The sequence below is a fragment of the Herbaspirillum sp. FG34 genome (assembly GCF_057809315.1).
The window spans coordinates 371,632-387,580 of record NZ_JBMDJS010000001.1; the positions used below are offsets into that span (position 1 = coordinate 371,632).

The window sequence follows — 15,949 nt, forward strand, 5'->3', positions numbered from 1 at the left end:
GCGATCTCTCTATCAAAAAGTGTTCAGTCAAATCAGTTGGAATACGGCGAACGATACGGGCTGACCGGCAAGGTCAGGAAACTGCCCTGCATGTCCTCCAGGGTATAACGCAGGTACATGGCGACATTGAGTTCGCGGAAGTCGCTCGAATTGTTCAGGCGCAGCGTGCCGCCCACGAACAGGCGCGGCGCGAAGCGGTATTCGCCGCTGCCTTCCAGGCTGTAGCCGATGCCGGTCTTGGTCTGCTGGGCGTAGCTCTTGCCGCTGGCCGCTTGCAGGGCGGCATCGGTGGGGAAGTAATCGGCACCATCCTGGCGGAAGTACTGCACCCCAGCCGAGCCCTTGAGCTGGAAGCTGAAGCGGTCGGTGCGCTTGGCCCAGGTCACCGGCACGCCCAGTCCCAGGTAGGCTTGCGGACTGAAGTAACCGCCGTGACCATAGGTGTAGAAGTTCTGGTTGTTGGCGTAGCTGATGAGGGTGGCCGAGACGCCTGCCGTCATCTTCTCGTCGTTGCCGTTGGTCAGGTACTGGTAGGCGCCGCCGCCCAGTTCCACGCGCGTGTTCGATTCCACGTTGTGGCCCTGCAGGCTGTGCAGGGCACCATAGGCGTAGACGCCGGTGCGGGCATCGTCCGAACTCATCTCGGCACGTCCGCCGTTGGCGGTCACGCCGCCCCAGGAGCGGCCCACGCGCGTATCGGTGCTGCCGGCAAAGGACGTGATGCTGTCATTGACGGCACGCCGCGAGACCGTCACGCCGAAACGGTTGGTGCTGCTGCCGCCCAGCGGCTGCTCCACACTGACGCCACCGACCACGTTGGAATACTTGAAACCGCTGGGCGTGGTGCCGATGTCGGCCTTGATGCCATCGTCGGGACGCTCATAGGCCACCGCCACGCCTACCCCGCTGGCGCTCTGCTTGCCCACTCCGGTAGCACTGGAGCCGCCGCCGCCAAAGCGGCTGGCCGCCTCATCGGTCATGGCGCCGGCATCCAGCGAGACCGGGGTCACGCGCACGGCCACGCGGCCGTTACCGACGGGCATGTTGGCCTCCAGCGGGGCTTCGATGTCGTTGATGCGGCTCAGACCGGATTCGCTGGCATTGCCGCGCACCACCACGCCTTGCGTGACGTAGGGACTGCGGGCCTGCAGGATGTCGTTGAGTGCACGCTGTGCCGGGCTCAGATTGTCAGTGGGCTGGTCGCCCTGCCCCTGCAGTGCCAGCAAAGCGCGCTGGGCTGCACTGGCCGCGCCGGGCAAGGCGGTGCCAGTGGCCGCGGCTTGCACCGGCGGCTGTGCGTAGCCGCGCATCGCGGCAGGCTGGGTGGTCTGGGCCATCTGGGCCGGTGCTGCATTGCTGAACACCGGACCGAGCGTCTGGCCATAGGCCACCGCCGGCGCTGCCGTGGACGTGCTGGCGCGCGCCGCTGCGGGAGTGGGCAGTACATCGCTGGCAGCCGGGGCTGCGGCCGCCATCATGGCCGGGCGCAGCAGGGTTTCCGCCGGCGGCGGAATGGCAGCCACGTTCTCGTTGCCCGGCAGAGTGCGTCGGGTACGGAAGGGATTGACAGCCGGGTCGAAGCCATTGCCGCGCGCGGCCAGGGTGCGCTGGCGCGCGCCGTTTTCGATGGCCACCGCCCGGCGCAACAGCGCCGTGGCTTCACCGACCTTGCCCAGCGCCCGATAGATGCGCGCGGCTTCGGTCAGCGTGGCGGGGTCGGTGCTGTCGAGCTTGCCGACCTGCTCCAGCAGATTGATCGCATAGTCGTTCTCGCGCGCCTGCATGGCTGTATCCGCCGCGCCCAGCAAGACATTGACGTCGCGCGGATTGCGCGCGGCCAGCGGCTTGTAGAGCGCCAGGGCACGGGCGTTGTCGCCGGCGGCATTGAACATGCGGGCCAGCGCCGAGACGGCACCGACATCGCTGGGGCGCTGCGAGAGGGCCGGGACCAGCGTGTCGTAGGCTGCGGCCAGGTCGCCGCCCTCGCGCAGGCGTTCGGCCTGGCGCACACGGTACAGGAAGCGCAGGTCGTCGTATTGCTTGCGGGTGCCCACGTCCATGTTCTGGTTCTGCAAGGCCGTCAGTACGCCGTAGACCTGGGCATCCTCACCGGCCTTGAGCAGAACCGAGGCGTATTGCAGGCGGGTGCCGATGGTCGGCGTGGCCGGTGGCGCGATGAGCGGCTGCATCAGCGCCAGCGCGCGTGGGGTGTCACCGGCGTCGACATAGGCCGAGGCCAGCGTGCCGGTACGTTCGGCATTGCCGGCTGCATCGGGCTGCACGCGGTCCAGCAGGGCCAGGGCTTCCTGACGCTGACCGGTCTTGACCAGCTCGGTGGCATGGCCGACCTGGATGGTCAGCGTGACCTGGCGCATCAGCTCGGTCATGGCGGCGGTGCGACGGGCCTCGGGGATGCGCCTCAGCGTGTCCTGCGCATCTTGCCACTGCGCCATCTCCACCGAGAGCAAGGCACTGGCGTAGAGCGCATCGACGTTGTCGCGATGCGCGCGGGTGAAGTCGTCGATGGTCACGCGTGCCTGGCGCGACTGACCGGACTTGACATAGAGGCGCGCCAGATCGAAGGTGGTCCAGACATTGTCGGGGTCGTTGCGTACGGCTTCGCGCATGGCCTCCAGGGCGGCATTGAGGTCTCCGCGCTGTTCGGCCAGGTTGGCCTGCTGAGTGGCGCGCAGGGCGCGCAGGCGGCCCTGGTCGCCGAACTCGGCCTGCTGCTGCGGGGTGAGCTTGTCGAGCAGGCGCAGCGCTTCGTCGGCACGGCCGCTTTGCGAGAGCACGTTGACCAGCCCGCGAATGGCGCCCACCTGGGCCGGCTGCACCGCCAGCACCTGGCGATAATGGCCGGCGGCAGCCTCCAGTCGGCCGGCCGTGGCTTCGATGTCGGCAATGGCCACCAGGCCGTCGGTATTGTTCGGATCCAGGCGCAGGGCCTGGGTCAGTGCATCTTGCGCCTGGGCGCTCTGGCCGCGTGCCTGCAAGTCGCGGCCGCGCTGGATCAGCAACCAGTAGCGCACACTTTGCAGCGCCTTCTTCCAGCCGCTGCCGCCCCTGGCGACGGCGCGCGCGAGCAGCGGTTCGGCCTCGGCCAGGCGGTTCTGCTGCTGACGCACCACGCCCAGGCCACCGAGCGCATCGGCTTCATCGGGATGGGTGGAAAGACGCTCCTGGAAGGCTTTTTCGGCTTCCTGCAGATCGCCCTTCTCGAGCGCCTGCAAGCCGCGCGAGAGCACCGTGGGCGTCTGCGCGGCGGCCACCTGCGCCCGGCCCTTGGCCAGCAGATCGCGGATGTCCTTGTCGTCCGGATGCACCTTGAGGAAGTCCTCGAACAGCGGCACCTGCGCCGGTGTCGGCGGCCCCAGCCAGGTCAGTGCCAGACGCCAGCTTTCATCGGCATCACCGGCGATGTCCACCTGCTTGGTCAGGCGCGAAAGTACGCGGATGCCTTCCACCCGGGTGTCTTCATGGCGCGCCAGCTGCTTGCCGTAGAACAGGGCCAGGATGCTGTCGCCCGGTGTCTCGCGCAACAGGCGTTCCATGCCCTTGCGTGCCTCCGGCCAGCTGGCATCGTTGAAGGCCAGGTTGTTGTAATACTCGCGGCCCACCGACCCCGAAGGGGTGAGGCCGTTGAACATCTTGCGGAAGGTATCGGTGGCGCGGTCACGCTCGCCGGCATCGACCAGGCGCCGCGCTTCGGCCAGCAGGGCCTGGTTTTCCGGGCGCGCCAGGGCGATGTCCTGCGCCAGCTGGCGGGCCTGCCAGGGCTGGGGCGAGAGTGCCTGCAGGCGTTCCAGATAGTCGTTGGCCTGCTGTGGTCGGTTCTGCTTGACGCCGATCAGACCCATGCCGTACAGCGCATTGACCTGGGACTTGTCCAGCTGCAGCACCTTCTGCCACACCTCGGCGGCGCGCTGGTTGTTGTTGCGCGCCTGCCAGTACTGGCCCTGCTCCACCAACTGGGCCTCGATCTCCGCGGACTCGGCCAGGACCGGTGCGGCATGGGCCCCCAGCAGCGCGGTCAGCACTCCGATGGCTAGCGTGGTACGGCGCGTGCGCATGACTTCTCCCAGGACAGATTGAGTGTTCCGTCATCGCGGAACTGGTATCGCTTCTCGGCCCATCCGATTCCGAACAGGCCCAGCATGACGTTGTAGTAAAGGATTTCAGGTTGCGCGCTGGGTTGCGCCAGTCCGCTTTCCAGTTGCTGTGCGGCGCGCGCCTGCCATTGCGCGGCCAGGGTGGTTTCCCCCTTGGCCTGCAGGTAGGGGACCAGGGCCGCGCCAAACCCGAAGGGCCCCTGGCCTTCGGCCACGCCGGTGGTCACGGCCACCTTCTCGGGCGCAGCGCCGGTGGCGAGGATGCGTTGGCGCATGCCGTCCAGTGCGGCCAGCAGCGCGGCGGCATCAGGGTCGCGCGGCGAGGTCATGCCGGCCCACAGGTAGACACGAATGGCGTCATAGCTGCCCAGCTCGCCCTTGGCCGGATCGACCATGAACTGACCAGCCTGTACCGCCGTCATCTTGTAGCCGACCCAATCGGCCACGAAACCCTTGGGGCTGGTGGCCTGGATCATGCGCACGGTATTGCTGGCGATCTGCTGCCAGGGCCCCTTGGGGCGCTCCTTGTGCAGTCGGCGCAGCAGCGGCAGCGGCAGATAGCTGGGATTGAGCGTCCAGACCTGGTTGTGCTGGTTGAAGCCCTGCGGTCCCGGCAACACCATCTTGCCCAGGCCCGGCAGGTCCACCACCAGGCGCGCTTCGATGCTGTCGAGCAGGCGCCGGGCATCGCTGCGGTAGGTCGGGCGCTGCCACAGGCGTGCGCCTTCCAGCAGGGCGTAGACGATCCACAGGTCGGCATCGGAAGCCGAATTGGCATCCTGCAATTGCCACCTGCCATCGGCGCCCTGCCCCCACAGCCAGCCCGGCAGGCGGTTGGCGGCATCGGCGCCCATCATGTTGTCGCGGGTCCAGCTCCAGATCTGCTCGAAGCGTTGTGCATCGTTGGCGATCAGCGCCAGCAACAGATTGTAGGACTGACCTTCGGAGGTGGTGTGATTGGGCAGCAGGCTGGAATGCAGGACCCGTCCATCGGGCTGCACGTGGCCGCTGGCCCAGGCTTGCCAGGCCGGCCAGTCCGTGACTGCACACGCGGAGGACGCGGGTGCGGCCTCAACCACGCCGGCTACGCCACCGAGCGCCAGCGCGGCCATGGCCTTGACCAGGCTGCGGCGTCGAAATTGAAACGACAGCTCAGGCATTGAGACGCTTTCTCGCCTTGGCGCGCAGGGTCAGGTAGGCCAGGCCGCCGAGCATCAGGATGCCACCGGCAATGAGCACGAACATGGCCAGGACGTGGCGCGACAGCCACCAGCGCAGCATGCGCAGCGGTGACATGCTGCCCGTGAAATACTGTTCTTCAGCCAGCAGCGGATCGATGGTGGTGCCGCGTACGGCCACCAGGCTGCCCTGGATGGTCTCGGCTTCGGGATCCTTGCTGGCCATGGCCGCGAGGATCTGGTCCAGGCCCGTGGCGTCGCCACCGGCCAGCACCACGACGCTGCGACCACTGTCGAGCGGTGACTCGAAACCGGTCAGATAAGAGGTCGGTTCGCCGCCCGTGAAGGCCAGTGCCAGGCGCGCACGGCGCTTGGCCTGGTCATCGTCGGCGAGCTTGAGCCAGCTGCGTACGCGCAGGGCGAAATCACCCACATCGAAGCGCTGCTTGTCCCCCGTCACCGCCGCCGGCAGATGATCGGCCCACTGCTTGAGCAATGGCTGGTTCTGGCCCGAGGCCAGTACCAGCAGGTCGCGCGAGGCGACCTTGTCGACCTGGGCGGCCTGGGTCACCACCACGCCCGTGGCGGGGTATCCGGTGGCACTGCCGAAGCGGCCCAGCAGCGTCAGGTAGGCAGCGAGATCGTCGGTGCTGGCATTGTCGGGCAACACCACGGCCGACTCCGAGAGATCGGCCATGCGCGTGAAGGGGAAACCGGCATCCTTGAACACGCCCAGGTTGGGCATGGCCATGAAGTGATCGTAACCGCGCAGGTCGATGGTGGAATCGGGATCGATGCTGCCGCGCACGTTGTCGATGATGATGTCCTGACATTCGCCCTGCTTGACGAAGTCATACATGTAGCGCAGTTGCAGGCGCGATTGCGGACCGGCCAGGTTCAGCGGCAGGCGCAGATCCATCTCGCGCGTGAGGGCCTCATCCTTGATCGAAGCCAGCAGGCTCTTGTCCAGCTTGTCCTTGGGCAGCAGGATGTCGGACTTGATCAGGCCATCATTGAAGCTGACCAGGAAGGACGAGTTGGTGGACTTGGGCTGGGGCGTATAGCGATAGACCAGTTTCAGCTTCGCGCCATCCTGGCGCCAGTTGGAGAGAGCCGGCGGGAAATTGAGGGGGATGGTGATCTCGCCGGGGTTGTAGCCGGACACGTTGAGGCGCTTGGGATCGATCAGTTCGGAGAGCTTGACCGCGCGATCGGTGGGCAACCAGTTGGGCGCGTCATACGGCTGGCGCGGCGCCAGCGGCTGCAGCTTGTCGATCACTGCCGAGCTGCCCGAGAGGCCCTTGCTGCCCAGCGCCAGCGCGGCGGCAGCCTGCCTGAGTTCGCCCACGTTGCGACCGGACACCACCAGCAGCTTGCCATTGGCATCATTCGGATTGGGCAGCACGGTCAGCGTCGGCCCCTTGGGGGCGGCCACCTCGAGTCCGGCCACACTGGTGGGGGCCTCGCCGGCCACCATCACCACGGCATTGCCGCGCGGCGGCAAGGCATTGATCTGCACCGGGAAACGCGCGCCGCGATAAGCGGCCAGCGCGCCGAACCAGGAAGAAAGCGTACCCGCCGCTTCCAGCGTACCGTTGTCAGGGTTCCCCGCGAAGACGAAGGGCAGACTCAGCATGCGGATGTCGCGCCGGTCGAAGAAGGGCAATGGCATCTGCGCCAGGTCATCCTTCTGCGGCAAGGGCGTGGTCTGCAGGTCCAGCGTGGAGCCATTGGCCACGCGCGCCCACAGGCTGGAATGCAGGGGATCCTCGCAGCCCATGGTGTAGTGGCCGATGAATTGCAGGCTCAGCCGATTGAATTCGGTAATGAGCTTGGGCGGGATGTCGACCTTGGCGGTCTGCATGCTGCCCGAGCCTTCCTTGGGCAGCGGGATGCTGCCGGCCACCACGTCGTTGACCATCACGTTGATCTGCGAGAGGTCCGGCAGCAAGGCCGGGGAATAGGTGTAATACAGCGTCACGTGGGCGCCGGTGGTCACCAGCGAGACCGGCACGTCGAAGTTGAGGCTGTCGGTAGCGTCCACGCCATGCAGGTTCATGGAGCCATTGCGCCCCAGCTGCTTGAAGGTGAACACGTAAGGGTCGCCGGCTACCGGAACCGGTGCGGGCAGGCCGGGCGTGGCCGCACTCGCGGGACTGCCAGCAGAGGCCGCCAGCACCGGCAGCGGCAGGCTGCCGGCGGTCATCACCGCCGCCAGCATCAGACACAGGGAGCGTTGGCGCAACAGGGCGCGCTGCGCTTGAGGCTGCTTCGTTTTCATTATTGTTTTTCCAGAGTGTTATCCATGGCAGGTGCGGGAGCTGCCGATGAGGCGGAGGCTGCTGCTGCCGAGGCAGGCGCGCGTGCTTCGGCGGGCCGGCGGCGCAGCTGGATCGCCAGCGCCTTGAACATTTGCCGGATACCATTCATGCCGATGCCGGCCACTTCGCGCAGGGCCTTGAGCGGGGTATCGGGACGGCTCTTGCCCCAGTTGTTGGCCCAGATGTCGGCGCGCGAAAAGGTCAGGCGCACCAGTTCGCTTTGCTGGCGCAGCGTCAGTTCGTGGAACTGCGCACCGACCATGTCGTTGCGGCTGAACACCACCACTGCCGGGAACACTTTCTCCTGATCATTGCGGAACAGCGTGACCTCGATGCGGGCATTGCGCGCGATGGTCGCCCCGGCCGGCAGGCGCAGGCCGATGCCTTTCTGCGAGAAGTCCAGCGTAGTGCCTTCGATGAGGCTGCCATCATCGCACTTGATGCGCACCGGCAGCTCGGCCGCCACGCGCGGCTCGCTGCGCACCTGGCGGGTTTCGGAGGCGACGGCCATGGCAGCACTGCTGATGATGACGTTGTAGAGCGTCCACGCCATGTTGATGAGGATGGTGGTCACGGCATTGGGGTCGCCGTGGATCAGTTGCCAGATGCCGAAGCCCAGGCCGGCCACGTTCAGCGCCAGCAGCAACATGTAGGGACGCGCCAGCTTCCAGTCGAAATGATCGTCGGTGATGATGCCGCCCTTGTCGGTGACGTTGAAGCCGCCCAGCTTGGGATTGATCAGCGCCAGCAGCACCGGCCCCAGGATGTACCAGGCCAGTACGGTCTCGTAGACCTCGTTCCAGAAGGAATGGCGGAAGCGTCCCTGGATGCGCGAGTTGGTCAGGCTGGCGTGCAGCACGTGGGGCAGCACGTAGGCCGTGATCATCAGCGCCGAGGCGTGGAAGATATGGGCACCGAAGAACAGGTAGGTCAGCGGCGCGGTCAGGAAGATCAGGCGCGGCAAGCCATAGAAGAAGTGCAGCATGGCGTTGAGATAGCACAGCCGCTGGCCCAGTCGCAGCTCGCGTCCCTTCAAGGGATTGTCCACCCGGAAGATCTGCGCCATGCCACGCGCCCAGCGCACGCGCTGGCGGATGTGGCGCGCCAGGTTCTCGGTGGCCAGGCCGGCCGCCTGGGGGATGGCGAGATAGGCGGTGTTGTAGCCGGCGCGGTTCATCTTCAGCGCCGTGTGAGCGTCCTCGGTCAGGGTCTCGGTGGCGATGCCGCCGATTTCCGTCAGGGCAGTGCGGCGCATGACGGCGCAGGAGCCGCAGAAGAAGGCGGCATTCCACAGGTCATTGCCATCCTGCACCAGACCATAGAACAGCTCGCCCTCGTTGGGCACCGAGCGGAAGGTGTTGAGGTTCTTCTCGAAGGGATCGGGCGAGAAGAAGAAGTGCGGCGTCTGCAGCATGGCCAGCTTGGGGTCCTTGTAGAACCAGCCCATGCAGATCTGCAGGAAAGAACGCGTCGGCACGTGGTCGGCATCGAAGATGGCGACGAATTCGCCATCGGTGACCTTGAGCGCTTCGTTGAGATTGCCGGCCTTGGCATGCTTGTTGTTGGAACGGACCAGATAGTTCACGCCGATGTTGTCGCAGAACTCGCGGAATTGCTCACGTCGGCCATCATCGAGCACGTGCACGCGCAGCTTGTCCTGGGGCCAGTCGATGGCCTGGGCGGCGAAGATGGTCAGCGAGACGATGTCCAGCGATTCGTTGTACGAGGGAATGAAGATATCCACCGTCGGCCATTGCGAGGGCGGCATGGTCAGCATCTGCGGCTTGCGGCGCAAGGGCCAGGCAGTCTGCAGGTAACCCAGCGTCAACACCAGCAGGGAATACATTTCGGCGGCCAGCAGGCCATAGCCGAAGACGATGTCCAGCCAGCTTTCAAAGGCCAGCGTGGAGGTGATGCGCCAGTACATGTAGCGCATCGAGACGATCAGCGAGAGCGTGATCAGCACCAGTACCGGGAAGCGCCCCGACTGCTTGCGCAGCACCAGCGCGGCGACAAAGCAGCCGATGGCAAAGACGCACTGCGCGGTGAAATCCAGCGGCACCGAAATGATGAGCAGGGCCAGCAGCGTGGCAAACAGCATCACGGCCCATTGCACCAGGCGGCGCGGGCCGCGTGGCAGACCTTCGAGGCGCTCGCCGACGCGCTGTATCCATTGCTGCAGGCGATTGGCCGACGGGCGGGCCGAGGGCTCCTGTCCTGGTGGGTGGGGGGACAGCGTGGCGGGGGATTTCATGTCGGGCTGGCGTTGCGATGGCGATGTTGCCTGTGGTCCATGGTTCATGCGCGTGCACCTGCGGCGGCCGCCTTGAGCACAGCGGCGCGCAGCACTTCGCTGACGCCCTGCAACTGATCATAGACCGGCGAATGCCCGGCCTTGACCAGCGGATTGAAGCCGTAGGCCAGACCTTCGCTGATGGCGTGATCGAGCGCGACCACACCGGCCAGGCGCGGCCCCATCCAGCGCTTGAGGACTTCCAGCATGTCCTGGCAGAAGCTGCGGCTGCCGTCGTACTTGTTGACCACGTAGCGGCAATTGTTGCGGCCATGCAGGGCCTGGCGCATGTGCTCCAGTGCCAGGAAGGAACCGGCATCGGGCGTGACCACCGCCAGCACCTGATCGGCCGCCTGCAGGGCCTGCTCCAGATAAGGGGTCTGGCCGGCCGGCAGATCCAGCAGGACCACGTCACCCGCCTGCAATTGCAGCGCGTGCAGCTGGCGCAGCAGCCATTGGCCATCCACGCTCATCTGCCGCGCCAGCGCCGCTTCCCCGGCTGCAGCCACCACGGTATGACTCAACACCTGCGTACCGGCCGTACCGACGGCCAGGCTGCTGCGCCAGTCCCCGCTGGCGGCCGCGGCAGTCTGCCGGGCCACGGCCTCGGCACTCACGCCCAGGTGATATTGCAAGGCATTCTGCGGGTCCAGGTCGATGGCGACCACACGGCCATGACGCGCCAGGCTGCAGGCCAGCGCCGAACACAGGGTGGTCTTGCCGACCCCGCCCTTGGGCGAGACCACGGCAATCACCTGCGCCGGTGTAGTAGGCGGCACGGCCAGTTGGGGCTGGCCGGTGTCGTCATTGCTGGCGCGCTGCTGGGCTTCGCGTTCGCGCGCGGCCTCGCCCAGCATGGAGCGCAACAGGGTGGGAACGGCGGGCTCGGTGGTGGAGGCAGCTTGGACGGGAACGCTCGCAGAAGCATCGGGTGAGCCCGCAGCCGGGGTCGCGGTCGGGGCGGTCGGCGCAGGTGCCGGACGGGCAAGCGGGGCAACCGGAGCCAGCCTGGCGGCCACGGGAACGGGCGACGGTGCCGTGACGGGATCCATCACGGGCTCAATGCGTTGCAAAGAAGAAGGCACAGGGTCCGCCAGCAAGGGCGCCGCTGCGCTGGCCGCCACTACCGGTGCCGGCTCGGCCCCGGCACTGCCGTCCACCGACCCGGCTGCCGTCACGGCGGCGCCCTGCTGCGCCACCACCAGCGGCGCCTTGGGCTTGCGCGACGGCTCCTTGTAGTTGATCGCAGCCTCGATCTCGAGGTATCCGTCCACCGTTGCCCCGAACTTGCTCAGCAAGTTGGAGATATCGTTTCCCATGCTTGACTCCCTGCCCAGTCCTGCTACCGGCGGCTTTTGACCTGGTGCGCACGACCTGCCTGCAACCTTGTTAAAAAGCGGTAAGTTTCCCCATATGCTGCCATCCCCCTGCTATATTCGTTAATCCGCTCTATCGGCGGTGCGTTCCCCTCTGCCTACGGAGTGATGCTCCGTACGGACCAAGCGCAGGAATGTTGTATTTTCGACCACATTCCGAGTTGTCATTAAAACAAACAAATCCTGATACCGCAACCTTCTTCGTTGTCAAAAATGTAAAAAGCCGACAAGACACAACACTCATTTCTTGACGGGAATACATGAAGGAAGAGGCGGAATCTTACATGTCAGCGGCTCGTCTTGTCGCTTGTCAGCGACAATTTGTTCCTGCCGCGACGCGGATTTGACACACCGGCCACCTAGCCCTTTCGGCCAGATCGCCCAGCCTGTGCCGGTCAGCGCCGCACCTCCCACTTTGCAGGAAGATGTGGCGAATTTGCCCTACCCGTACCAACACCGCCTATGCTATCCATTCAAAAAAACTTGTCACTCGGGAAAAACCTGACAAGTCCGTGCAGCCCCTGCTGCACAGCGGCTACCGAGGGTCTCGGGGAGTTGCTGCCGGTGGTGAATCGAGTTGCCACCAGGCGGGTAGCAGGGCCTGCACTTCGGGTCGGCCAAAACGCTGGTCGATCAGCCACACGGTGCCGTAGTCGCTCTCGGTACGAATGACGCGGCCGGCCGCCTGCACTACTTTCTGCATGCCGGGGTAGAGGTAGGCGTAGTCGTAGCCGCAACCAAACAATTGCTCCATGCGTTGGCGCATCTGCTCGTTGACCGGATTGAACTGCGGCAGCCCGAGGGTTGCCACGAAGGCACCGATGAGGCGCTCGCCGGGCAGATCCACGCCCTCCCCGAAGGAACCGCCCAAGACCGCGAAACCGATACCCTGCCCGCCTCTTTCGAAACGGGCCAGGAAGGCATCGCGGTCGGTTTCGGACATGCGGCGCGACTGCTGCCAGGTGGGAATCTCCGGGTGCGCATGGGCGAAGGCGCCATGCGCCTGTTGCAGATAATCGAAGCTGGAGAAGAACGCCAGGTAATTGCCGGGACGCTCTGCATACTGGCGCGCCATCAGTTCGCCAATGGGCGCGATGGAGGCGGCGCGGCGCTGCCAGGTGGTGGCGATCCGGTGCGCCACCCGTATCTGCAACTGGCTGGCCTGGAAGGGTGACGCCACGTCGACCCAGGCGGTACTGGCGGGCATGCCCAGCAGATCGGCAAAGTAGTTCCACGGCGCCAGCGTGGCCGAGAACAGGATGGTGGCATGCGCGCAGGCAAAGCGTGCTCCGAGGAAGGGTGCGGGCACCACGTTGCGAATGCACAGCACGGTGTTGCGTTCATCTTCCCGCGTGAGGTCAAACAGTGAATGCGGACCGAAGGATTCGGCCAGCCTGACGAAGGCCATGGCATCGAAGTAGAAATCCCGCAGCGGCGCCTCCAGCGGCACCGCCACCTGGGCCAGGTAGTCGCTGATGGCGCCCACGCTGCCGGCGAGCGCTTCGACCAGTCTGGCCGGTGGCGCCTCCAGCACCTGATAGGGCAAGTCGGCCTTCTTGCCGGTGGCGGTCCAGGCGCGGCCCAGTCGTTCCAGCGGCTTGGCCACCGCCGGCGGGGCCACCGCGCGTGCCGCACGCAGGGCCGCGCGACTCAGTTGCGCGCTGTACATGCTACGGGCGCGGGAGACCAGGTTGTGGGCCTCGTCGGCCAGCACGCTCACGCGCCAGTCATGCGCCTGGGCCATTGCGTAGAGCATGGCGCCGCCATCGAACCAGTAGTTGTAGTCGCCGACGATGAGGTCGCTCCAGCGCGTCATCTCGCTGCCCAGGTAGTAGGGGCAGACCTGGTGTTGCAGGGCCACGCTGCGCAACTGGTCGCGATCCAGCAGCGGCTGCGTCAGACAGGCCGCGCGGGCCGCCGGCAGGCGATCGTAGAAACCCTGGGCCAGGGGACAGGAATCGCCCCGGCACAGCCGGTCGGGATATTCGCAGGTCTTGTCGCGGGCGCACAGTTCCAGCACGCGCAGCGGCAGCCTGCCGTGCTCCTTCAAGGTGGTCGCGGCATCCAGCGCCAGCTGCCGGCCCGGCGTCTTGGCGGCGAGGAAGAAGATCTTGTCCAGCCGCTGCAACGGTGCCGCCTTCAACGCCGGGAACAGCGTGCCCAGTGTCTTGCCGATGCCGGTGGGCGCCTGTGCCAGCAGGCTGCGCCGGGCCGTGTGGGCGCGAAAGACGGCCTCGGCCAGTTGCCGCTGGCCGGGACGAAAATCCCCATGCGGAAAGCGCAGGGCCTGCAAGGCCGCATCACGCGCGTGGCGATGCGCCAGTTCCTGCTCGGCCCAGCGCATGAAGCGCTCGCATTGGGCGGCAAAGAGTGCGGCAAGTTCTTCACGGCTGCGGGTCTCTTCCAGCAGCGTTTCCTGCTGGCTGCCGATATCGAAATACACCAGTGCCAGATGGATGTGCGCCAGTCCCAGCTTCTCGCACATCAGGTGCCCGTAGACGCGCAACTGCGCCCAGTGCAGGTGACGGTGGTTGTCCGGCAGGCTGGCGAGCTGACCGCGATAAGTCTTCACTTCTTCCAGCCGCGTGCGCATGGGGTCATAGCCATCGGCGCGTCCACGCACGTGCAGCGCCCCATGCTGCGCCGAAAGATTCACTTCGCTCTGGTAGCCCTGCCCGCGCCGCTGCGCCACGATGAGGTGACCGGCCATGCCTTCCCGGGCAGTCGGCGTGGGGGTGAAACGCAGGTCCAGATCGCCCGCCTTGGCGGTGAATTCGCACAAGGCGCGTACCGAGACGGTATAGCGCGGCACGCTCCTGTCCTGCACCACAACGATGGGGGGAAGGGTGGACTCGCTCATGCCGCCTGCTGGAAATTGCTCAGGGAGTAGAAGCGGTGATCGGAGACGGCGGGCATTGCGGCTGAGATGGCGTGGCGAGATGACTGTATGAATGCACAGTATATCGTGTCCTGACAAATCGCTACAGATTGGCGTGACTGCGTATGAAGGATGTGACGCGGCTGCCTCCACGCGAATGGCCGATGGCCGCTATCATGGGCGCTGCACATTCCAACATTGCTCCAGGAGACCGCCTTGCCCAAGCCTTCTACCCTCGCCTTTGCGCTGTGCGCCGCCCTGTTGGGCAGCGCGCCCCCGTTGCACGCGCAGCAGCACACGCGCCACGATGAATTCTTCTGGCTGGGTGAAATCAACAAGGCCACGGCGGTCATCAATACCGACGAAGGCTTGCTGGACAAGTCGATGACGCCGCTGTTCGTCAAGGGTATCCGCAAGGTGCTGGCCGATGGCGAGCTGCCCGGGGCCAAACGGCCGACACTGGTGATCACCTTCGAGCCGCTGCTGATCCAGGCCGCCGGCCCGCAGATCACGCTGCTGCATGCGGGGCGCTCCAGCCAGGACATGCTTTCCACCCTGCGCGCGGCCATCCTGCGCGAAGACCTGCTGACCCTGGCCAGCCAGCTCAACGCCACCACCGCCGCGCTGGTAAAGCTGGCTGCCAGCCAGCGCGACACCATCGTGCCCAACTACACCAATGGCGTGGCCGCGCAACCCAACAGCTACGGTCACTACCTGCTGGGCTTCGCGGCCGCACTGGACCGCGACGCCCAGCGTCTGCGCGAAGCCTATGTGCGCCTGGACCGCTCGGCCATGGGGACCACCGTCCTCAATGGCACCAGCTGGCCGCTGAACCGCCAGCGCATGGCGGACTACCTGGGCTTTGCGGCCATTGTCGACAACGCCTATGACGCCGCGCAGCTGTCGCCGGTGGATGCCCCGGTGGAAGTGGGCGCCCTGGTCTCGTCCATCGCCCTGCATGCGGGCGCCTACATTCAGGACGTGATGACGCAATATGCCCAGCCGCGTCCATGGATCCTGTTGCAGGAAGGCGGCGCCAATACCTACGTGTCCTCGGCCATGCCGCAGAAACGCAATCCGGGCCTGCTCAACGGCACCCGGCGCGATGCCTCGCGGGTCATTGCCGATGGCATGGGCGTGCTCATCGTGGCGCACAACCTGCCGCCCGGCATGAGCGATGCCAAGGATGTCAAACCCAACAAGGAGATGGTGCTCAACACGGTCAAGGTACTGAAGAACTGGGAGAGCATTCTGGGGGCGCTGGTCATCGATCCCAAGCGCGCGCTGGAAGAACTCAACAGTGACTGGACCGCATCCCAGGAGCTGGCCGATGTGCTCATGCGCAAGTACAAGCTGCCGTTCCGGGTGGGTCACCACTTTGCCTCGGAGGTGGTGGAGTATGCCAAGGCCAACGATATCCGTCCGCTGGATTTCCCTTATGACCAGGCGCAGCGCATCTATCACGAAGCGGTGCTCAATTCGGAATTCCCGCAGAGCCTGCCGATGTCGGAACAGGAATTTCGCAGCACGCTCGATCCCGTGGCCATCGTGCGCAATCGCGCGACCGTCGGCGGTCCGCAGCCGGCCGAGATGGATCGCATGCTGCGCGAAGCCACGGCAAGAGTGGCGCAACAGGACGCCTGGATCAAGGCGAGACAGCAGCACATTGCCGGCTCGCTGCAAAAGCTGGATGCAGATTTTGATCGGATGGCGGTGGCGGCGGGCGTGAAGTAAGGCGGGCGGTGCGGCCCTGACGAAACATCGATTGCCCCCCCTGACGTGCGGAGCTCC

General features: G+C 65.8%; 7 protein-coding genes. 1 reads left to right on the top strand and 6 read right to left on the bottom strand.

Features of this window, described 5'->3' with window-relative positions:
• Positions 1-32: 32 nt before the first annotated feature.
• The 6 genes from ACODSZ_RS01615 to ACODSZ_RS01640 form a co-directional block, all read right to left on the bottom strand.
• Positions 33-4,073, bottom strand: coding sequence for a cellulose biosynthesis protein BcsC (locus ACODSZ_RS01615; protein ID WP_488926899.1), 4,041 nt, complete (start codon positions 4,071-4,073; stop codon positions 33-35).
• Positions 4,049-5,272 carry a cellulose synthase complex periplasmic endoglucanase BcsZ gene (gene bcsZ, locus ACODSZ_RS01620; protein WP_241822691.1) on the bottom strand — a complete coding sequence of 408 codons (1,224 nt, stop codon included), beginning with the start codon at positions 5,270-5,272 and terminating at the stop codon, positions 4,049-4,051. Before bcsZ ends, ACODSZ_RS01615 begins: the two co-directional genes overlap by 25 nt.
• Complete coding sequence (gene bcsB / locus ACODSZ_RS01625; protein ID WP_488926900.1) at positions 5,265-7,571, bottom strand: cellulose biosynthesis cyclic di-GMP-binding regulatory protein BcsB; 2,307 nt, start codon at positions 7,569-7,571, stop codon at positions 5,265-5,267. Before bcsB ends, bcsZ begins: the two co-directional genes overlap by 8 nt.
• Entirely contained in the window at positions 7,571-9,865 is a 2,295-nt protein-coding gene (gene bcsA / locus ACODSZ_RS01630; RefSeq protein ID WP_488926901.1) for a UDP-forming cellulose synthase catalytic subunit, read from the bottom strand. Before bcsA ends, bcsB begins: the two co-directional genes overlap by 1 nt.
• Positions 9,866-9,909: 44 nt before the next feature.
• The gene (bcsQ, locus tag ACODSZ_RS01635) at positions 9,910-11,223 is read right to left on the bottom strand and encodes a cellulose biosynthesis protein BcsQ (RefSeq protein WP_488926902.1); all 1,314 of its coding nucleotides are present in this window, start codon (positions 11,221-11,223) and stop codon (positions 9,910-9,912) included.
• 592 nt (positions 11,224-11,815) lie between these two features.
• Complete coding sequence (locus tag ACODSZ_RS01640; RefSeq protein WP_488926903.1) at positions 11,816-14,140, bottom strand: ATP-dependent DNA helicase; 2,325 nt, start codon at positions 14,138-14,140, stop codon at positions 11,816-11,818.
• 234 nt (positions 14,141-14,374) lie between these two features.
• Between ACODSZ_RS01640 and ACODSZ_RS01645 the strand changes: the two genes are divergently transcribed.
• A complete protein-coding gene (locus ACODSZ_RS01645; protein ID WP_008326633.1) occupies positions 14,375-15,892 on the top strand; it encodes a lyase family protein in 1,518 nt (505 codons plus the stop codon).
• Positions 15,893-15,949 lie beyond the last annotated feature (57 nt).